This window comes from Thalassospira sp. (assembly GCF_030690045.1).
In the GTDB taxonomy this organism is placed as follows: Bacteria; Pseudomonadota; Alphaproteobacteria; order Rhodospirillales; family Thalassospiraceae; genus Thalassospira.
On the sequence record NZ_JAUYHK010000012.1, the window covers coordinates 25566 to 45131 of the forward strand.

General features: G+C 54.0%; 18 protein-coding genes. 7 read left to right on the plus strand and 11 right to left on the minus strand.

Annotated elements, in window-relative coordinates:
- Nucleotides 1-13: 13 nt before the first annotated feature.
- The 5 genes from Q8O73_RS09700 to Q8O73_RS09720 all read right to left on the minus strand — a co-directional run bounded on the left by Q8O73_RS09700 (nt 14) and on the right by Q8O73_RS09720 (nt 5508).
- Nucleotides 14-1009 (minus strand): ABC transporter ATP-binding protein, encoded by a 996-nt coding sequence (locus tag Q8O73_RS09700; RefSeq protein ID WP_305557955.1) that lies wholly within the window; start codon nt 1007-1009, stop codon nt 14-16.
- Nucleotides 1006-1977, minus strand: coding sequence for an ABC transporter ATP-binding protein (locus tag Q8O73_RS09705; protein ID WP_305557956.1), 972 nt, complete (start codon nt 1975-1977; stop codon nt 1006-1008). Before Q8O73_RS09705 ends, Q8O73_RS09700 begins: the two co-directional genes overlap by 4 nt.
- Nucleotide 1978: 1 nt before the next feature.
- Nucleotides 1979-2887, minus strand: a complete 909-nt coding sequence (oppC, locus tag Q8O73_RS09710) for an oligopeptide ABC transporter permease OppC (protein WP_305557957.1) — start codon at nt 2885-2887, stop codon at nt 1979-1981.
- Nucleotides 2887-3810 (minus strand): oligopeptide ABC transporter permease OppB, encoded by a 924-nt coding sequence (gene oppB / locus Q8O73_RS09715; protein WP_305557958.1) that lies wholly within the window; start codon nt 3808-3810, stop codon nt 2887-2889. The genes oppC and oppB overlap by 1 nt, the downstream gene beginning before the upstream one ends.
- Before the next feature lie 63 nt (nt 3811-3873).
- On the minus strand, nt 3874-5508 hold the full coding sequence (locus Q8O73_RS09720) for a peptide ABC transporter substrate-binding protein (RefSeq protein ID WP_305557959.1): 1635 nt from the start codon (nt 5506-5508) through the stop codon (nt 3874-3876).
- A gap of 318 nt (nt 5509-5826) precedes the next feature.
- Here Q8O73_RS09720 and Q8O73_RS09725 point away from each other — a divergent pair, with 318 nt between their 5' ends.
- From Q8O73_RS09725 to Q8O73_RS09745, 5 genes are all read left to right on the plus strand, one after another.
- The gene (locus Q8O73_RS09725; protein ID WP_305557960.1) at nt 5827-6360 is read left to right on the plus strand and encodes an RNA polymerase sigma factor; all 534 of its coding nucleotides are present in this window, start codon (nt 5827-5829) and stop codon (nt 6358-6360) included.
- A 9-nt stretch (nt 6361-6369) separates the two neighbouring features.
- Nucleotides 6370-7422 carry a FecR domain-containing protein gene (locus Q8O73_RS09730; protein ID WP_305557961.1) on the plus strand — a complete coding sequence of 351 codons (1053 nt, stop codon included), beginning with the start codon at nt 6370-6372 and terminating at the stop codon, nt 7420-7422.
- Between the two features lie 186 nt (nt 7423-7608).
- Nucleotides 7609-10455 (plus strand): hypothetical protein, encoded by a 2847-nt coding sequence (locus Q8O73_RS09735; protein WP_305557962.1) that lies wholly within the window; start codon nt 7609-7611, stop codon nt 10453-10455.
- A gap of 92 nt (nt 10456-10547) precedes the next feature.
- Nucleotides 10548-12047 carry a S1C family serine protease gene (locus Q8O73_RS09740; protein ID WP_305557963.1) on the plus strand — a complete coding sequence of 500 codons (1500 nt, stop codon included), beginning with the start codon at nt 10548-10550 and terminating at the stop codon, nt 12045-12047.
- A gap of 239 nt (nt 12048-12286) precedes the next feature.
- On the plus strand, nt 12287-13123 hold the full coding sequence (locus Q8O73_RS09745) for a MipA/OmpV family protein (protein ID WP_305557964.1): 837 nt from the start codon (nt 12287-12289) through the stop codon (nt 13121-13123).
- A 57-nt stretch (nt 13124-13180) separates the two neighbouring features.
- On the opposite strand, the gene Q8O73_RS09750 is transcribed toward Q8O73_RS09745, so the two are convergent.
- The 5 genes from Q8O73_RS09750 to Q8O73_RS09770 all read right to left on the minus strand — a co-directional run bounded on the left by Q8O73_RS09750 (nt 13181) and on the right by Q8O73_RS09770 (nt 16945).
- Nucleotides 13181-13579, minus strand: a complete 399-nt coding sequence (locus Q8O73_RS09750) for a VOC family protein (protein WP_305557965.1) — start codon at nt 13577-13579, stop codon at nt 13181-13183.
- Nucleotide 13580: 1 nt separating this feature from the next.
- Nucleotides 13581-14441, minus strand: coding sequence for a DNA repair protein RadC (gene radC, locus Q8O73_RS09755; RefSeq protein WP_305557966.1), 861 nt, complete (start codon nt 14439-14441; stop codon nt 13581-13583).
- A gap of 17 nt (nt 14442-14458) precedes the next feature.
- A complete protein-coding gene (map, locus tag Q8O73_RS09760; protein WP_305557967.1) occupies nt 14459-15265 on the minus strand; it encodes a type I methionyl aminopeptidase in 807 nt (268 codons plus the stop codon).
- Between the two features lie 62 nt (nt 15266-15327).
- The gene (gene sfsA / locus Q8O73_RS09765; RefSeq protein WP_305558031.1) at nt 15328-16038 is read right to left on the minus strand and encodes a DNA/RNA nuclease SfsA; all 711 of its coding nucleotides are present in this window, start codon (nt 16036-16038) and stop codon (nt 15328-15330) included.
- A gap of 7 nt (nt 16039-16045) precedes the next feature.
- Complete coding sequence (locus tag Q8O73_RS09770; RefSeq protein ID WP_305557968.1) at nt 16046-16945, minus strand: methyltransferase domain-containing protein; 900 nt, start codon at nt 16943-16945, stop codon at nt 16046-16048.
- 115 nt (nt 16946-17060) lie between these two features.
- Between Q8O73_RS09770 and Q8O73_RS09775 the strand changes: the two genes are divergently transcribed.
- Both Q8O73_RS09775 and grxC read left to right on the plus strand, forming a co-directional pair.
- Nucleotides 17061-17831 (plus strand): ComF family protein, encoded by a 771-nt coding sequence (locus Q8O73_RS09775; protein ID WP_305557969.1) that lies wholly within the window; start codon nt 17061-17063, stop codon nt 17829-17831.
- Nucleotides 17832-17912: 81 nt separating this feature from the next.
- Nucleotides 17913-18167 carry a glutaredoxin 3 gene (gene grxC, locus Q8O73_RS09780; RefSeq protein ID WP_305557970.1) on the plus strand — a complete coding sequence of 85 codons (255 nt, stop codon included), beginning with the start codon at nt 17913-17915 and terminating at the stop codon, nt 18165-18167.
- A 60-nt stretch (nt 18168-18227) separates the two neighbouring features.
- On the opposite strand, the gene Q8O73_RS09785 is transcribed toward grxC, so the two are convergent.
- A complete protein-coding gene (locus Q8O73_RS09785) occupies nt 18228-19565 on the minus strand; it encodes an NAD(P)H-dependent oxidoreductase (protein WP_305557971.1) in 1338 nt (445 codons plus the stop codon).
- Nucleotide 19566 lies beyond the last annotated feature (1 nt).

Sequence of the window (19566 nt, forward strand, 5' to 3'; positions counted from 1 at the left end):
GCCCCGTTTTGGTTTACATCCGGCCATGAAAATGACAGGCGACCTGATGGCTTGGGCCAAGGGTCTCGATCATCGGGATGTCGGTTGCGCATTTTTCTTTTGCAAACGGACATCTGGTGCGAAACACACAACCCGATGGCGGGTTGATCGGGCTGGGCAGATCGCCTTTCAAAACGATGCGTTCCTTGCTGCGTTCCAGTTCCGGGTCGGGGATTGGTACGGCCGATATCAGGGCCTTGGTATAGGGGTGTTTGGGAGCGGCATAGATCGTATCGCGATCTGCCAGTTCCATGACATTACCCAGATACAGTACCAGAATGCGCTGACAGATATGACGTACCACCGATAAGTCGTGGCTTATAAACAACATCGACAGGCCAAAATCGCGTTGTAAATCCTGCAACAGATTGACGATTTGCGCCTGAATAGACACATCAAGCGCTGAAACCGGTTCGTCGCAGACAATCAGTTTGGGTTCCAGAATCATCGCCCGCGCAATGCCGATACGCTGACACTGGCCGCCGGAAAATTCGTGCGGATAGCGGTTGATCATCTGCGGCAACAGACCGACCCGCGCCATCATGGTTTTGACCCGGTTGCGGATTTCCGCCTTGCCCAGATCAGCTTTGTGCGTGACCAGCGGTTCGGCGATGATTTCGCCAATTGTCATGCGGGGATTGAGGCTGGCGAGCGGATCCTGAAAAATGATCTGAAGATCACGGCGCAAGGGTTGTAAATCCCGATCCCGCGTCCCGACAATATCCTTGCCCAGCCACACAACTTGTCCGGCGGTTGGCGGGATCAGTTGCAAAATCGCCCGTCCCAAGGTGGATTTTCCGCATCCGGACTCGCCGACAATGCCCAATGTTTCGCCGGGGAACAGATCAAAATCAACTCCGTCAACGGCCTTAAGTGTGCGGGGCTTGCCAAACAATCCCTTGCCCGGCAGTGAAAAATGCACCCGAAGGTCGCGAACCGACAAAAGCGGGGTTTCAGGGATAGCGTTCATTCTCCGACCTCCCGGAAACAGGCACTGGCGCGGCCTTGCGCGATGTCATAAAGGACGGGGCGTGATTGGGTGCAGCGGTTCTGAACATAATCGCAGCGTTCCTGATAGGCGCAACCCGATGGCAAATTTTGCAAATTTGGTGGTTGGCCGGGGATTGCATACATTTTTTGTTCATGCGCGCGATCAATACGCGGCATGGATTTCAGAAGCCCTTCGGTATAGGGATGATGCGAATCATAAAAAATGTCTCGGACGTTGCCGGTTTCCACCACCCGCCCGCCATACATCACCATTACCCGGTCACACAGACCGGCGACCACGCCCAGATCATGGGTGATCATGACAATGGCGGTATTGAAATCCTTTTTCAGATCCCGCAACAAATCCAGAATTTGTGCCTGCACCGTCACATCAAGGGCGGTGGTCGGTTCATCGGCAATCAAAACTTCGGGGTCGCATAACAATGCCATGGCAATCATCACCCGTTGGCGCATCCCGCCCGAAAATTCATGCGGGTACATATGCACACGCTGGGCGGCACCGGGAATGCCGACGCGATCCAACATGTTGACGGCATGTTTCAGGGCTTTTTCCTCGCTATAACCGCGATGTTCGACCAGAACTTCGGTCATCTGTTTCGAGATTTTCAAAAACGGGTTTAACGATGTCATCGGATCCTGAAAAATCATCGACATGGTGACGCCGCGAATTTTGTTCAGTTTCGCCGGGGCAAGATTGAGGATTTCGGCATCCTTGTAACGGACCGACCCGCTGGCCTTGCCGTTTTTGGACAAAAGTCCCATCACCGACATGAAAATCTGGGTTTTACCGGATCCGGATTCGCCGACAACGCCCAGCGTTTCACCGGGATCGATATGGAAACTGACAGCGTTGACCGCTTCGACTTCGCCATCGGGGGTGGCAAAGCGGGTGGTCAGGTTATCGACAGTAAGAATGTGCTGGCTCATGCTATCGGTCCTTTGGATCAAGGGCGTCGCGCAGGCCGTCGCCGATAAAATTGAAACAAAAAAGCGTCAGCGCCAGAAAAATCGCGGGATAAACCAGCATCCATGTCGATGCTTCGATCACTTTGGCACCTTCGGAAATCAGAACGCCCCAACTGGTTAGTGGTTCCTGAACACCAAGCCCCAGAAACGACAGGAAACTTTCGGTCAGGATTACCTGCGGGATGGTCAGGGTCATATAGACAATCACCGGTCCCAGAACATTGGGAATGACATGGCGGAAAATGATCTTAAAGCTGGAAACCCCGGTGGCGTGGGCGGCCTCAATGAATTCGCGCCGCCGGATTGACAGGGTTTGCCCGCGCACAATTCGCGCCATCGTCAACCATTCAACCGCGCCAAGGGCGACAAAAATCAGGAAAATATTCCGCCCGAACACCACCATCAGCATGATGACGAAAAACATGAAAGGCAGGGAATACATCACATCGACAAACCGCATCATGATATTGTCGATCCGGCCACCGAAATACCCGGCAATCGCGCCATAGGTAACGCCGATCACCAGCGAAACCGCGGTTGCCAGCAAGCCCACGGCCAGCGATACCCGTGCACCATATAATATGCGGATGAACAGATCGCGGCCATTGCCGTCGGTGCCAAAAATATGGCCGTTTTCCCAGTTCGGGCCTTCCTGAATATAGCCCCAGTCGATCTCGTCATATTCAAACGGGCTGAGCATCGGGGCGAAAATCGCCATCAGGGCAATGATCGCCAGAATGATCATTGATCCGACCGCAGCCTTATTGCGAAACAGACGAATCCGGGCATCGTGCCACAGGCTGCGGCCCTCGAATTCCTCGACCGGGCCGGATTTCTCCAGTGCGGTGGCATTTCGGGATTTGTTGAACATCACTGTGTCTTTAGCTTGGGGTCAAGCAGGCCATAGACCATATCGACCAGAAAATTCAGGAAAATGATCAGAACGGCGTAGACAATCACCACACCCATCACCAACGGGTAGTCGCGGTTGAGTGCTGCCTTCACAAAATAAGTACCGATCCCCGGTGCGCCGAAAATCGATTCAATCACCACCGATCCGGTCATCACCGCCGCCGTCGCCGGTCCCAGATACGAAACAACGGGTAATAACGCGCCGCGAATGGCATGGCGGATCACAACCAGCCTTTCGCGCAACCCCTTGGCGCGGGCGGTGCGAATATAGTTGGAATGGAGAACCTCGACCATCGATCCGCGGGTCAGGCGGGCGATATAGGCGACTTGCGGCAGGGCAAGGGCGATGATTGGCAGAATTTTATATTTCAAATCCCCACCGCCCCAGCCTGCAGTTGGTAGTAGCGAAAGATAAACCCCGAAAATCAGCGACAATAACGGCGCCATCACGAAATTCGGCACCGCAATGCCGACCATCGCAACCCCCATGACAGCGAAATCGGTTTTGGTATTTTGGTGCAGGGCTGCATAGGTGCCCAGTCCGACGCCAAACACAAGGGCGAGCACAATGGCGCTAAGCCCTAACTGGATCGATGCCGGTGCACCTGCCATGATCAGTTCGGCGACTGTGAAGTCGCGAATTTTGATCGACGGCCCAAAATCACCGCGCAAAATTTTGCCCAGATAAATGACATATTGTTCGACCAGCGGCTTGTCGAGATCATAGGCCGCTTTGATATTGCGTTCGATTTCAGGCGGCAGGACACGTTCCTGATCAAATGGGCCGCCGGGGGCAGCGCGCATCATGAAAAAGGCAACGGTAATGACGATGAATAGCGTCGGGATCGCGATCATCAGACGGCGAAAGGCATATAAAATCATGGCGTTATCCCCAAATGCAACGGCAGCAGGCCCGTTTGTCCGGGGCTTGCTGCCGGCATCAGATCAGTTTTTCAGGTCAAGCCAGCGGGTCAGGTGACGATCCGGGGCATTGTCGATCCAGCCTTCGATCTTGGGGGATACAAGCTGTTTCGAGACATAGTAAAAGATCGGGATATAGGGTTGTTCTTCCATCATGACAGCCTCGGCCTGCTGCATGAGAGTTGCCCGGCTTTTCAGGTCGGATTCCTGTTCGGCGGCCAGCATCAGTTCGTCAAATCGGGCATTGTTGAAAGCTGCATAATTCAACGGACCGGTGCGGGTTTCACCCAGAAACAGGAAGTTTTGTGCGTCGTTGTAATCGGCGATCCAGCCTGCACGGGCCAGCTCAAAATCGCCAACTTTCAGATCGGCAAAGTGGATTTTGCCTTCAGCATTAAACAGTTCGGCCTCAACTCCAATCTGTTTCCACATATTCTGGGCAGCAATGGCAAAGCGTTTGTTGTTTTCCTGGGTATTATAACGAAGGGTAAATTTTAGCGGCTTGTCCGGACCGTAACCAGCTTCGGCCAGAAGTTTTTTGGCTTCGGCAAGGTTGTCAGCATAGCTTTGGTCTTTCCACGACACATAGGAAGGTTCACCGTAATTGCCAGTTCCGGGCGGGACAAAGGAATAGGCCGGAATTTCGCCGGTTTTGAGGACGGAATCGGTGATCGCTTCACGATTGATCGCCAATGACAGCGCCTTGCGGATACGCACATCGCCAAACGGCTCCTTGTTGGTACGGATCGCGACATAATAAATTCCGGCATAAGGGGCAATGCGCAGGCTGTCGGCCATATTGTCTTTCAGCCATGAAATCTGTTCGGATGCGATCATGCGCGTTACATCAAGTTCGCCAGCGCGAAAGCGGTTCTGCATCGCGGTCAGGTCTTCATAATTGTAGTAAACTACCTCGTCGATGGCGACATTCGCGGCATCATAAAAGGCGTCGTTTTTTACCAGCTTGCTATGGACATTAGGAACCCATTCTTCAAGTTTGTAGGGACCGTTCACCACGATATTTTCGGCTTTCACCCAATCTCTGCCGAATTTTTCAATCGTATGACGCGGGATGGCAAAGGCGGTTTGGTGGGTCAATTGCGCCAGAAAATAGGGGGCTGGTGCTGTTAGTTTGACTTCAAGGGTTTTATCGTCAAGGGCGTTCGCCCCCAGTTTTGCGCCTTCCTTGCCGGAATTGATGTCTTCGGCACCTTCGATGATATACAGAAGCGACGCATATTCCGCCCCTGTTTCAGGGGCCAAAAGCCGTTCCCAACCAGCGATGAAATCCTGTGCCGTTACCGGAACGCCATCCGACCAGGTGTGGTCGCGAATTTTAAAGGTGTAGGTTTTGCCGTCTTCGGATACGTCCCAGCTTTCAGCAGCACCGGCTACCGGTTCACCATCCGGACCATAAGTCAGAAGACCCAGAAACATGTCATCGGAAATACGGCTGGTTTGTACTGTCGAGATGAAATGCGGGTCCATCGATTGTGGTTCGCCGTCATTCCCGACCCGCAAGACTTTCTGTGCCTGTGCATCGGTGGTGGACAGAAAGGTCATGGAACTGGCGATGATGGCGGTGCCAACAAGAAATGCTCGTGACGAATGCAACAACCCGTCCACGAGACCTGATCGGGTCCTCGCGATGAATGTCATTTATGTGCCTCCATTTTTATATTTCAGCCGCGAAAAAGTGTGGCTGTGCTCCCTGATAAGGTGTGCGTAAAAATACTGATGACATTGACTGCCATCTGCAAGCGTGAAGTTGTTCACAGCCACAAATTTGAAAAATACAGTCAATTTAACAGTGCATTTTTGGTATATAATTACGTAAAAAGCGGTTTTGCGGGCATCAGGTACGGGCGTTGGTCTCATGAGCGGTATTTTAGTATTAATAATTATTTGCAATTAGTGGCGGCTGGTGTATTGCAAACGGGTTTTCTGGTTTCATTTCGGATCGCCTGTCACCACGTCATGCGTTATTTCGCCCATTATTCTGGCACGACCACCCTGTTAAATGCCTTTGAGGAACAGCGTGAAACGTTGTTGCGGCTGGCTGCGCGCAAGCTGGGCAATGCCGAAGAAGCCCGTGATGTGGTACAGGATGCGTATGTCCGTATTTCTGGCGTATCGTCTGGGCAGGTGATTGACGATCATGGCGCGTTTTTGCGCACAGTGGTGCTTAATCTGGTACGTGATCATCTGCGCCGTCAAAACCGGTCCGCGCCGCTGATCAATGCCGGGGATGCCGAAGACGCGCTGCGCTACGCGGCAGCGGATCAACCCTCCGCCGAAACCATCATATATCAGCGTCAACGCATGGCTGCATTCGAGACAGCTCTGAAATCCCTGCCGCGGCGATCACGCGAGGTCTTCATCTTGCGCAAGTTGCATGGTATGAGCCACGATGAGATTGCCAATCAGACCGGTCTGTCAAAAGCCGCGATTGAAAAACATCTTTATCGTGCCTTGCTGGCGTGCCGGGATCTGATGAAGGGTTATGGATAGGTGCCCGCTATGATGAAATCACCGATCCGCAATATTTCGGATAAAAACCCGGTTTCCGGTCAGATAGTGGCCGAAACCCTTGGGGCATCATCCAATATTCTGGATCAGGCGATGGCATGGCTGGCCCGCGACGGTGTAGGTGTGTCCGGCACGGCCAATGACGAAGCCTTTCGTCTGTGGTGCGCAACCAGCCCAGCCCATGAACAAGCCGCCCGGCAGGTATCGGATTTCATGCGTGATCGGTCCTTTGACGATCTGATGGTACGTATGGCAGAGAAGAATCGCTTTGACGAAGCCGGGGCGGGGCGCGTCTTGCTCTTTGCCAAACGGCGGTGGTCGCCTGTGAGGATGACAGGCATACTGGCGGCGGCCTGTGTTCTGATTGCGGTTCTGGCAAGCGACCGAGATATATTTCGGTCGGGTTCCGGCACGATGATCGAGGCTGACAGTAAGCCGAAGTCCCAAATTCTTGCCGATGGCAGTACGGTTCAACTGGCACGCGGGTCTGTGCTGACATGGGATTTTTCCGGCGATGCGCGTCAGATTGATCTGATCGGCGGGGCTGTGGTCATTGATGCCGCCCATGATGCTGCCCGGCCCATGGTTATTACAACTCCCCATGCGACCACTACGGTGGTTGGCACGCGCTTTGCCGTAATTTATGATGAAACCGCTAGTACCATTGATGTTGAAGAAGGTATCGTGCGGGTAACGCCTTCCGGACCGGGTGAAGTTCCAGAAACGACTCTGCTGGCCGGAGAGGGGGTTTCGGTGTCCGATATCGGGGATGTGTCGCGCCGCCAGATCAGCACCGCCAGCGTCGGGCAGGTTCTCGACGGATGGCGGGTTTTTGCGCCTAACCGACTGGGGGATGTGGTGGGATCTATCAATAGGCAAAGCGGTGCCAAAATCCTGATGGATATCGGTGTTGGCGATATCATGATCCGGGGGCGCTATCATGTTACCGATGCGGTGCAATCTGTCCAACTGATCACAGCATCGACCGGGCTTTCCGCCCATTCCCTGCCCTTTGGCTATATGTTTCTGACCGACCGGTTCTAGGCCGCAGAATCTTTTTTGAAAAATCGATAAAATTTTGTCCGGTTCTCAAAATCTGCAACGTCCTTATGTGCGAATGATACGCAATTACGGACAAGTGGCGTCCTGTCACCGGATTTTGAAAATATGCCCCAGACTGTTTTTTCTTTTTCAATAATTCCCGGCGTAAAGGGGATTTGTTCTTCCCTGATGCGCGGTGTTGCTATTGCCGCCCTGATGACACCGGCGATGATGGGCATTGCCCGTGCTGCCGATGATGTTGTTGCCGGACAATTGACAGGGCAAAGGATTAGTTTTGACATCCCGACGATGCCATTGTCCCAAGGGCTGGAACTGTTTTCCGAACAAAGCAGACTGGCCTATGCTGTGGCCGGAGAAGCCAATTTGGCCGGGACAGGAAAGGAAGTAAAAGGCGAATTTGTCGTCGTCGATGCCCTGACAGCCTTGCTGGATGGCAGTGATGTGACGTTCAGCATTTCCGATGGTGTTTTGGTGATTTTCCCCCGTAGCACAGCGGGAGTCTCGGGCGAGGATACTGTCACTGCACCGGTCACGATCATGGGCAGTCAGATGCCGGGTTATGGCATGGGCAGTGGCGAAAACAGTGGGTCAACTGTTCTGGACGAAGCATTGATCGATCAGTTTGTTCAAGGTAATGGCGATCCCAATATGCTGTTTCGCGCCATGCCGAATGTCCAGTTTGTCGTTGCCGGTCAACGTGGGGATACCGGTGCAACCGCAACTGCGACCCAGGATTTGCGCCCGCAAACCATCAGTATTTCCGGCGGGGCTGTTGATCAGAACAACATCATGCTGGATGGGGTCAGCATCAACTCGGTCGGCGGAACAGAAAGTGTTCCAAACGCGGACAACATGCCCGGGGATGATGATACGGCGATCAATGCCGACCAGTTACATGGCCTGCATCCGCAGACGGTTTATGTCGATTCATCAATTTTGCAATCTGCCGAAATCATAGACAGCAATGTGTCCAGCAAATATGGCGGTTTTCAGGGCGGGGTGGTTAATTATCAGGTCAAGGACCCGTCCGATGTGCCGACTTTTTCTGCGTCAGTCCGGCAGGGGCGCGATAACTGGGTCGATTATCACCTGAAATCCGACGAAGCCCCGGAAGAAAGTGCCCGCCCGCCCCGGTTTGAAAAAACATTTTATACCGCCAGTGCCAGCACCCCGTTGAATGACCAGTGGGGTATGTTGATGTCGCTCAGCGCAAAACGTGCCGAAGTTACCAAAACGACCTCGGAAAAATATTACGGGCGCGAAATCACCAATACGACGGAATCCGACAGCATGTTGGGCAAGCTGCGATATGAGTCGAATAATGGGGCGGTTTTAAGAACGCAATTGACCTATGCGCCCCACAGTCAGGAATGGGAATCCACCCAGTCGCTTGACAGCAAGATGAATGTCACCGGTTCTGGCATGACCAGCTATGTCAGTCTGGAAAATCCGATTGATTACGAGGGATACGGTTTTTCTGATCTGAGCCTTGATACCAAGATATCCTTTAACAACGCATCGAATGCCCGTGATTCGGATGAAAATATCCGGCGATTTATCTATGCCCGGCGTTCCGGGGTGGACAGCCCGAATTACGCGACCCTTTGCGATGGTGGAACGGCAACATCGGTAAGTTGCCTGACCGGCGGGTTTGGCGATCTGGAGCAAGTGCAGCGCGATTATGCCCTGAACAGTGATGTAAACGGTAAATTGTTTGGCAATGATCTACTGTTGGGGGGAGAGGTCAAACGCACGAGTGCACGTCGTGAACGGCCCGAGGATGCTGTTTATTATTACACACCTGATTCCCAAGGGAATGCAGGTGTTGGAACTGTTGTTTGTGCCGATGCCAGCGATGTGGCCTGCGATGATGGCGATCAGGCCAATACCCGCCGTACCCTTTATAACGCCTTTACCGGGAATGTGTCTTTCGTCACCGGTGCGCTATATTCGGAATATGGGATGAGGTTTGAAGATGTGCCGTTTGGTGATCTGATTCTGCGACCCGGCCTGCGCCTTGAACGGGAAACCTATCTGGGTAATACCAATCTGGCACCGCGTATGGTTGCGACTTATGAAACCGATTGGGATGTTGTTTTTAGCGGCGGCTGGAACCGCTATTACGCCAACAATATGCTGGGCTATGCCTTGCAGGATGCCACCCCGGCAACCCAAACAGAACGGCGGGTCCGTGTCGATGCCGGTGGCAATTCGACCTATTACACTGATGGCGCCAATGGCTGGACGGCATCGTCTTCCGGGATACAGAAACGGTTTGCCGGTGCAGGCCTCAGCACGCCCTTCACCGATGAAAGAACGGCTTCTGTCGCATTTCCGGTGCCTCTTTTGGGCGGAATGTCTCGCCTGAAATGGATCAGGCGCGATGGCAAGGATCAGTTTGCCCGGTCAACAGAAGATACCGGCACCACATATTATAACCTGACCAACGAAGGCCGCAATTCCTATACCTCCTACAGTGCGGAGTGGAGCCGCGATCTAGGCCCGTGGTTTGGCGGCAGACATCTTTTTAATATCAATGCGCAATGGGCAGAACGATCCACCTCGAACAACAGCTATTACGGAACAACTGAAGAAGACAACGACGTTCTTTTTAACGGCCAACTGATTTCGCAAAACCAGTTGGCAATCCTGACGGGCAATCTGGATGAACCGTTGTTCTTTAACATCAGCCTCTATTCCAGTTTTGATGAGGACCGTCTGCGTACCGGCCTGACCGGGCGTTATACCCTTGCCTATGACACGATTTCCGATAGCGGCAGCAACGAGACTCTTAATGGTCAATCTTATGACGTTTATGAGGAAGAGCTGGCCAAGGCACGGTTCGATCTGGATATGACGCTGGATTATGACGTGATCCGTAATGCCGCTGGTGTTCTGACCTTTAATGCCTCGATCGACAACGTTCTGAACCGGGGTGGGGCGCATACGCTTTCGTCAAGCACACCTTATCGTGCAGGCCGGGCTTTTTGGTTGGGCCTGACTTATACCTACTGATTTTCATTCGTTTTTTAACCACCAGACAGGCTAAAAAAGTGATCCGTACAATATACCCGCAAAAAACCCGTTTTCCTGCCCTGATCACAAGGATGTTTGTTGCCGTTCTGATAGCGATGCCTTTTGGGGCACAGGCCGCAAACCCGGTGCCCGATAATGCCGCCACTACCCTGGCATCCCTGTATCATCAGGTGTCGCCTGGCGTTGTCCGGATCAATGTTACCAAGAAAAGTTATGATGAAATCGTTGCTGAAGAACGCGCCAAAAAAGACAATGGCGAGGATTTTTACTTGCCACCTGGCGAACGTGACAAGGATGAAGACGACGAGGACGAGGAAAGCAAAAAAAGTGAAGAACCAAAATCCGACTGGGAACGCAAACGCCGTCGGGCATCAACGGGGACCGGATTTCTTGTCGGTGACGAGGGGTATATCGTTACCAACGAACATGTAGTGCGCGACGGAGTCGGATTCCTTGTTTTGTTTACCGATGGCCGTCGGTTGCGCGCCGATCTGATCGGTGCGGATTTTCTAACCGATCTTGCAGTTCTCAAGGTGCAAAAGCCCGAAGACATTACGCCGCTTGTGTGGGGGGACACCCGTTTTGTCAATGTTGGCGACCCGGTTTTTGCCGTTGGCTATCCATATGGATTTGATCAAACCCTGACATCAGGGATTGTATCTGGCAAGGATCGCGAATTACGAAGCGGCAGTTATAACCCCTATTTACAAACAGATACGGCGGTGAATAAGGGGAATTCCGGTGGGCCGCTTTTGAATATGGACGGGCTGGTCGTTGGTGTGAATTCTGCTCTTTACACTCGCTCAGGCGGTAATGAAGGGCTGGCATTTTCGATTGCAGCCGAACATGCGAAAGGCATTGTCGATCTTTTGATTGATAAAGGCGAAATCCGGCGCGGTTGGTTCGGGATTGGCTATAACGATATCAAAACCGGTGTGGGGCGGCTGTTTGGTCTGGAAAAAGATGAAGGCATGCTGATCATCCGTGCGCCGGAAGACGAACCGGCCTATGATGCCGGTATTCGGGTCGGTGATGTGATTGTGTCAGTGAATGGCGAAACTGTGACATCGCGCCAGCATTTTCGCATGATGGCGGCAATGGCCGAAGGCGAAACCACGGTAACGGTCTGGCGCAAGGATGGTTACCATAGCCTGACCCTGATCCCCGATGATATGGACGAAGCCAAAAGCCGCCGACGTGCCGCTGAACGCGACAAGATGGGACTGGGTGCCCGTGATGAAGACGATGGGCGAAAATCCATTCTGGGAATGGATCTGGTTCCGGCCAATGAAAAAGCATGGAAAAAACTGGATCTGCCGGTCGGAACTACGGGGTTGGTTGTAGACCGGATGGAACGCGCCAGCCAGGGCTCACAGATCGGGTTCAACAAGGGGGATTTCCTGACACGGGCGAATGATGTGGTTCTGAAAACGCCCGAAGATTTTGAACGGGTTATGCAGGATGCCCTTGATCGTGCGGCGGAATATGTCGTGGTTTATTATCGCAATGATGGTGAAGACCGACTGAAACTGGTTGATACCCTCAAGATGATTGATCTTTCTGCATATTAAGCCGGTTTGATATAGGAAAACAGGGTGACCTTGTAAGGGGTTGCCCTGTTTCGTTTTGGGGCATCATGCCTTTGTTTTGCAACAATTCGCTGCGATAGATGCCCGCAGTTTACGTGTATGGGTGGGCATTCGTACGTCAGAAGCATCAGGAAAGGTTCGAGAATGCAGAACCGGACGCCAAAGGCATCCCTGATGTGCAGACTGACGGCGTGGTTAATTGATAAAGGCTGGTTAATAAAATGAGACAGACATGGTTCCACCGCCGTAGTGGCGAAGGGATGTTTTTGGGCGGATTGTTCCTGCTGGGGTTGGCATCGGTGTTGATGATAACGGAAGATGCCGCTGCACAAAGTGCGCCTGCGCCAGAAAAACAGGGAACGCAGACCGCCAATCCGTGGCTGGACGGGGAATGGCAGTTGGGTGCTGTCGGCACATGGTCCAGCGACCCTTACAAAGGCAGCAACGAAGACGATATCAATCCGTGGCCGATGATCAGTTTTGATTCGGAACGTCTGCATGTTGGTCTGGACGGGATTTCTGCGGCCCTGTGGAAAAATGAATTCGCCAGTGTCGCCGTCATCGGTGCCCTGCGGATGGAGCCATTTGAGTCTGGCGACAGCCCGTATCTGTCCGGTCTGTACGGTCGGGATATGGCATGGGAAGCCGGATTTGCGGGTGATATGCGGGTATGGCGCGGCACGCTTGGCCTGCGCTATCTGACCGATGTCAATGACGCCCATGACGGGCATGAAATTGACATGACCTATGAATTGCCAATGGAAGCCGGGCCGTTTCAATTTGGCCTTGGCGGTGGCGTGATGTGGCGCAGTGATAATCTCAATGATTATTATGTTGGTGTTCGTTCCAGCGAAGCCCGTGGTGATCGCCCGGCCTATGCGCCGGACGGGGCCTTTATCCCGCATGTCGATCTGACGGTCAGCTATCCGTTTACGCAGAACATTATCGCGACAGTGAAGGGCGGTGTTGAATTATTGCCCGACACTTATACTGACAGTCCGATCATCGATGATGATGTGATTTATAGTGCGATGGTGGGTCTGATCTATCGTTTCTGATCGCCAAAGCAGGCCAGTGGATCGGTGCCGGAGTCCCTCACGGTCCGGTCCACTGGCTTATTGGCCGGATTTTGCCAGTTCCAGTAAATCCCATTTATTGCCATACAGATCGCGAAATACCGCCACCGTACCATAGGTCTCGTGTCTCGGCGTTTCCAGAAATTCTACCCCGGCGACCTGCATGCGGGTGTGATCGCGGGCAAAATCATCGGTATTCAGGAAGAACCCCACCCGTCCACCGGTTTGATTGCCAATGGCGGCCTTTTGTGCCGCATTGCTGGCTTGTGCCAGTAACAGCCGGGTTTCAGTTGCGCCCGGTGGGGCAATAATCACCCAGCGTTTGCCATCCCCCATATCGGTATCTTCGATCAAATCAAAGCCCATCTTGCGGGTATAAAAGGCAATGGCATTGTCGTAATCGCCAACAAGCAACGAGACCAGACCAAGATGGGGCATGTCAGATCAATCCAAGGGATTTAAACGAATTATAGCCCGCTTGGCTGATGATGATGTGATCGTGGATGAGGATTTCCATCGCTTTTGCTGCTTCGATGATCTTGCGGGTCATCTCGATATCGCCGCGTGACGGGGTGGCATCGCCGCTGGGATGGTTATGGACCAGAATGATGGCGCTGGCATGCAAGTCAAGGGCGCGCTTGATCACTTCACGCGGATAGACCGGGGTATGATCAACCGTGCCGGTTTGATGGCATTCATCGGCAATCAGGCGGTTCTTGCGATCCAGAAACAGCAAATGCAGTTCTTCGGTCTTGCGATGACCCAACCTTACCCGGCAATAATCAATCAATTGTTCCCACGATGCCAGAACAGGCAATTCCATGGCGCGTTCGCGTGACAGGGTCTGTGCGCTGGCCTCGGCGATTTTCAGGGCGGCAATCCCGGCTTCGCCCAGTCCCTTGACCTTTGTCAGGGCTTCGGGACGTGCCGAAATCACGGCGGCGAAACTGCCAAATTGTGCCAATAAGGATTTCGCCAGCGGTTTGACATCGCCGCGTGGCATCGCCATGCATAATAACAGTTCCAGCAATTCATATTCCGCCAGCGCATCCGCCCCGCCTTTGAGAAACCGTTCGCGCAGACGTTGTCGGTGGCCGTGATAATGCGGTTTGTCGGTTGTTGTGCCCTCTTTGGCCGATTGCGGGATTTCCGGCGGGGATTGGGGGGCTGTGTCAGGAAACACTGGGGCGCTTGATGCCGGAGGGACAGAAAGAGGAGCGATGCCCCGGTTCTGGTCGATATAAAACCGGGCACCGTCATCGATATGCGAAGCCGTTTTGCTGTTGTCCGGTTCGCCCAAGCTGTTTCCCCTTTTGGTTATTCGGCGGCCTTGCCCAGCACATAGGGTGGCTTTTCAAGCCCGGCCGGTGATCGGGTGAAGATTTCATAACCGTCGTCGGTCACGCCCAGCGAATGTTCAAACTGTGCCGATAATTTGCGATCCCGCGTTACCGCCGTCCAGCCATCGGGCAGAACCTTGCAGGCATAGGTGCCCTGATTGATCATCGGTTCGATGGTGAAAATCATGCCCGGTTCCAGAACCAGCCCTTCGCCCGGCTTGCCATAATGCAGCACATTCGGCGCATCGTGGAAAACCTGACCCAGGCCGTGGCCACAAAAATCGCGGACTACTGAAAACCGTTCGGATTCTGCATAGGATTGAATAGCATAGCCAATATCGCCCAGTGTCGCACCGGGTTTGACTGCCTCGATCCCGCACCACAGGGCATTATAGGTGACATCGACAAGGCGTTGCGCCATGCGTTTGGGCGTACCGGCAATATACATGCGCGACGTATCGCCAAACCAGCCGTCCAAGATCACAGTGACATCAATATTCAGGATGTCGCCATCCATCAGCGTTTTCTCGCCGGGAATACCGTGACAGACAACATGGTTGATCGAGGTGCAGATTGATTTCGGAAAACCGCGATAGCCAAGGCTGGCGGATATTGCGCCATGTTGACGGATAAAATCATCGCACAAACGATCCAGTTCGCCGGTCGAAACACCGGGCACGACATGGGGGGTGATGAAATCCAGACATTCTGCTGCCAGCTTGCCTGCGGCGCGCATGCCTTCAAATGCTTCGGGGCCGTGAATCTTGACTTTGCCGCTTGCCACCCAAAATCTCCTTGTGTCGGCGGTGAGTATACAGACGATTTAATGAAATAATCGGTGATGGATCAAGACGCAAGGCAAAGCGGACGACGTACCGTAATCTGGTCAGTATCTATATCGCAATCATAACAGATGACCTCGACCCCGCGGGCGGTGGCAAGGGCAAAACGTGCGGCGTAATTCGGATCGATATCAGCGGCCAGTGCAAAGCGGTTACAATCGGTGCGCTGCACCAGATAGAACATCACCGCCCGGTGTCCGTGTGCAACCATTTGGGCCATTTCATCAAGATGTTTGGCTCCGCGCACTGTCACCGTATCGGGAAATTCGGCAAGGCCGGGCACGGCATCATCGCGTTTCAGATGCACGTTTTTAATCTCGACATAGCAGGCACCGCGCAGCGGATCGGACAGCAAAATATCAATGCGGGAATTTTTGCCGTATTTGACTTCGCGTTTCAGGTTGGCATAACCGGTCAGTTCGGGAATGTGACCGGCCTCAATTGCTTCTGCGACAATGCTATTGGGATGGGCGGTATTGATGCCGACCATCGCATCGCCGACCTTGCAAATTTCCCAGCTATATTTCAGCTTGCGCTTGGGATTGTCCGACACCGACAGCCAGACCTCCATTCCCGGTTCCTTTAACCCGGTCATCGCGCCCGGATTGGCGCAATGGGCGGTGACGATCTCGCCATTATCCAGTTCAATATCGGCAAGGAACCGTTTGTAACGCACGATCAGGCGACCGTGAATGAGAGGGGAAAGGTTCATCAGCTCTGCCTCAGTGCGGTTTGGGAACATCACCCAGAAAATCGACCAGGCTGACCTTGCCGCTGCCAGGGCGCAAGGGTTTTGGTTGATTGTCAGCGGGGGCCCAGCCGGTCAGGAACATCACCTGAAACCGGGCATGAATGCGGCCATCGGGGCGGGCGTGGCGGTCATGATAAATCGCCGCTGCACGGGCAAGGGTGGTGCGGCGGGTAAAGCGTTTGCTGCGTTTGACAATCAGGTTACTTTCACCCATGCCTGATAAATCGCGCATCAGTTTCAGGGCGTCTGGATAATCAATCACGATATCGTCGCAATCGGCCACCGGCAGGGCAAAACCGCTGCGTTGTAACAGCGCCCCGGCATCGCGGATATCGACAAAGGGCGAGATGCGCGGCGACGCACCGCCTTCCTGTTCCATTTCAGCGGTCATCAGGGCATCGCGCAAATCGCGCAATGTGTCACCGCCAAACATACAGGCCAGAAACAGGCCGTCGGGTTTCAGGGCACGGCGGGCTTGCACCAGCATACCCGGCAAATCATTGACCCAATGCAACGACAGATTTGACAGAATCGCATCAAGGCTACCTTCGGCGACCGGCAGATATTCCTCGTTGGCGACAAGGCTGTTATGGCCGTTATTTTTGCGGGCGGTGCGGGCATAACGTTCCGAAAGATCGGCCTGAAACAGGGTTTCGATCCCGCCGCGTCTGCCGATAATCTGACCCAGTTCGCCACCATGACAGCCAAGATCAAGGGCCAGCGGAAATGTGCGCACGGTATCATCCAGCCGGTCGGCCAGCCGTTCGGCGGTTTCGGCAAACAGGAAATTGAAATCCTGCGACCGGGTGGCAGCGCGATCCCGGCGCAGTTTCAAAATCTGGCGATCAAAAACAATGATCGGATCGGCCATGACTTCAGGGCTCCGCTTGATGCTGGTGATCAGGCAGTCATAGAATGACAAACCGACCTGCGCAATCCATGATCGGATAATTGGGGCGACAGAATGGAAAAGGGAGGGGGCAGAATTGCGGGATCAGCGGTGGGGCCGGATGGCCGGGATATTGTGGCAGGCCGGGTTGCGGGCGATTTTGCCTGCGCGGTGCAGCGGATGCGGGGTGATCACCGATACTGCCCATGCCCTGTGTTCCGATTGCTGGTCGGTTTTGCGGTTTATCAGTGATCCGCATTGCGTCTGTTGCGGCTATCCGTTTGAATTGGCGTCCGATGACGGCACAGTTTTGCCGGATGGTCTGTTATGTGGCAATTGCATCCGTCAGATGCCGGTCTATGACCGGGCGCGGTCTGCACTGGTTTATGATGATCACAGCCGTGATTATATCCTGCACTTCAAACATGGTGACCGTACGGATATGGCCCCGGTGCTGGCGCGCTGGATGATGCAGGCCGGGCGCGATATCTGGCCGGATGCCGGTATGATTCTGCCCGTGCCACTGCATACAACGCGGTTGTTATACCGGCGGTTCAATCAGTCCGGGTTGCTGGCGCAGGCATTGTCGCGCCAGACTGGTCTGCCCTTTTATCCCGATCTTTTGGTACGCAAACGCCGTACCCGGTCGCTTGCGGGATTGGGGGTGGCATCGCGGCGCAAGGTGGTATCGGGGGCGTTTGAAATCCGGGATCGGGTGGCAGAACGGGTTGGGCTGGATGGGGCGCGGGTGGTTTTGATCGACGATGTTTTAACTACCGGGGCGACGGTTTCGGCATGTGGTCGTGCCCTGAAACGGGCCGGGGCCATGCAGGTGGATGTGGTCACGGTTGCGCGGGTGGTACGCTGACGAATGCAAAAAGATGTGTTATGTACCGCGTCATGAACCCGATTGCGGCCATTGGTCGCCCCAAATTCAGGATGTGTTTTGATGGCAAAAGTCGAGATTTACCTTACCGAATGGTGCCCCTATTGCAAGCGGGCGCGAAAGTTACTGGATGAAAAGAACGTCACATATGATGTGGTGGATATCGAGATGGAACCGCGCCGGAAAAAGGAAATGATGGATCGCGCCAATGGCAAGACCAGCGTGCCGCAGATTTTTATCAATAACGAACATATTGGTGGATGCGACGATCTGATGGCGCTGGAAGCCAAAAAGGCGCTGGATGTGATGCTGGCCTAGGTGGCGTCATTTTATGATATTAAAACCCCCGATCATGAGACAGATCGGGGGTTTTTTGGTTCAGCCAAATGTAGATTCCATTTCCTTGCGGAACCGGACTGCCGGGTCCTGTTCCTCGACGGTCACATCATCCCATGTCAGAATATGATCCTGTGCGACCGGACGTTTCAGAACGACATTATGCGCAAGCCCAATCGGCAGGGCGCGGGCCGACCGGGATGTTTTGGCCGACATCAGGCGACCATAAACCGTAAAGCCACCTTCGCCATCCAGACGGTCGCCGACAACAAGGTCGCGTTTGGCACAGGCGACCGCATCACCCGACCAGACCCGCGGTGCGCCGGTGGCCTCATGGCGCAGGGCGGCGGAAGCCACCGAAATCCCCAGTTCCAACCCGATCAGATGATAGGGTTTGTACATCGCACTATATCGTCCGGTCGGATCGGTCAGCAGGCCATATTCGGAGAAACAGCGTGCGACATAATCGCTGGGCGCTTCAAACGTTACATAAACGCCCCAGCGCAAATCGCGAAAGACCGGGCGACCATCGCGTTCAAGGCTGGAAACCACCTCGACCGTGCCTTTGCGGTCCAGAATGCCGCCGCTGTCACGCGGAGATAACAAACGTGGCAGATCATCTACCCCGCAGGCCGGAAATTGCAACCCGCAATCCTGCGGTACAAGGTCGCAGGCATTGGCAACCGCGGCCATTTCAATTGCCGATTTTGTGCCATCCAGAAAACTGTTGAAAATTTGCGGATTCATGCCGCCATCGCGTGCCTGTTGCGGTGTCAGGCCATAATGTGACCAGACATCATCGGGCGTGACATGATGGTATTTCGGCAAGTATTTCGTGCCTTTACCTGCACAAATCACCTGCAAGCCAACCGCCCGGGTCCAATCAACCATTTCGGCAATCAGGGCAGGCTGATCGCCATAGGCAAGGCTGTAAACCAACCCTGCCTGTTCGGCTTTTTGCGCCAGAAGTGGCCCGGCCAGCACATCGGCTTCGACATTGACCATCACCAGGTGACGGCCCTGTTCGATGGCCTTGAGGCCATAACGGATGCCTGCTGCCGGGCTGCCCGTGGCGTCGATCAGAACTTCCAGCCCGTCGGCTTCGATCAGGGCATCGGCATTTTCGGTGATCCATGTTGTGCCGTTCTTATAGGCCTCATCGGCATTTTTTGCGGCAAAGCGGTCATCGGCCCAGCCGACCCGGCGCAGCGATTCTTTTGCCCGTTCCACACTCAGATCGGCAATACCCAGCACATGATAACCGGGGTGGTGCCCGGCCTGACTGAGGAACATCGCGCCGAATTTTCCGGCACCAATCAGGCCGACGCGCACGGGCTTGCCATCGGCGGCGCGACGGCGCAGTTTTGTATCAAGATTCATC

Coding starts and splice junctions, on each gene's coding strand:
- Q8O73_RS09700 (WP_305557955.1), bottom strand. CDS start 1,009: ATGAACGCTATCCCTGAAACCCCGCTTTTGTCGGTTCGCGACCTTCGG.
- Q8O73_RS09705 (WP_305557956.1), bottom strand. CDS start 1,977: ATGAGCCAGCACATTCTTACTGTCGATAACCTGACCACCCGCTTTGCC.
- oppC (WP_305557957.1), bottom strand. CDS start 2,887: ATGTTCAACAAATCCCGAAATGCCACCGCACTGGAGAAATCCGGCCCG.
- oppB (WP_305557958.1), bottom strand. CDS start 3,810: ATGATTTTATATGCCTTTCGCCGTCTGATGATCGCGATCCCGACGCTA.
- Q8O73_RS09720 (WP_305557959.1), bottom strand. CDS start 5,508: ATGACATTCATCGCGAGGACCCGATCAGGTCTCGTGGACGGGTTGTTG.
- Q8O73_RS09725 (WP_305557960.1), top strand. CDS start 5,827: ATGCGTTATTTCGCCCATTATTCTGGCACGACCACCCTGTTAAATGCC.
- Q8O73_RS09730 (WP_305557961.1), top strand. CDS start 6,370: ATGATGAAATCACCGATCCGCAATATTTCGGATAAAAACCCGGTTTCC.
- Q8O73_RS09735 (WP_305557962.1), top strand. CDS start 7,609: ATGCGCGGTGTTGCTATTGCCGCCCTGATGACACCGGCGATGATGGGC.
- Q8O73_RS09740 (WP_305557963.1), top strand. CDS start 10,548: ATGTTTGTTGCCGTTCTGATAGCGATGCCTTTTGGGGCACAGGCCGCA.
- Q8O73_RS09745 (WP_305557964.1), top strand. CDS start 12,287: ATGAGACAGACATGGTTCCACCGCCGTAGTGGCGAAGGGATGTTTTTG.
- Q8O73_RS09750 (WP_305557965.1), bottom strand. CDS start 13,579: ATGCCCCATCTTGGTCTGGTCTCGTTGCTTGTTGGCGATTACGACAAT.
- Q8O73_RS09770 (WP_305557968.1), bottom strand. CDS start 16,945: ATGGCCGATCCGATCATTGTTTTTGATCGCCAGATTTTGAAACTGCGC.
- grxC (WP_305557970.1), top strand. CDS start 17,913: ATGGCAAAAGTCGAGATTTACCTTACCGAATGGTGCCCCTATTGCAAG.
- Q8O73_RS09785 (WP_305557971.1), bottom strand. CDS start 19,565: ATGAATCTTGATACAAAACTGCGCCGTCGCGCCGCCGATGGCAAGCCC.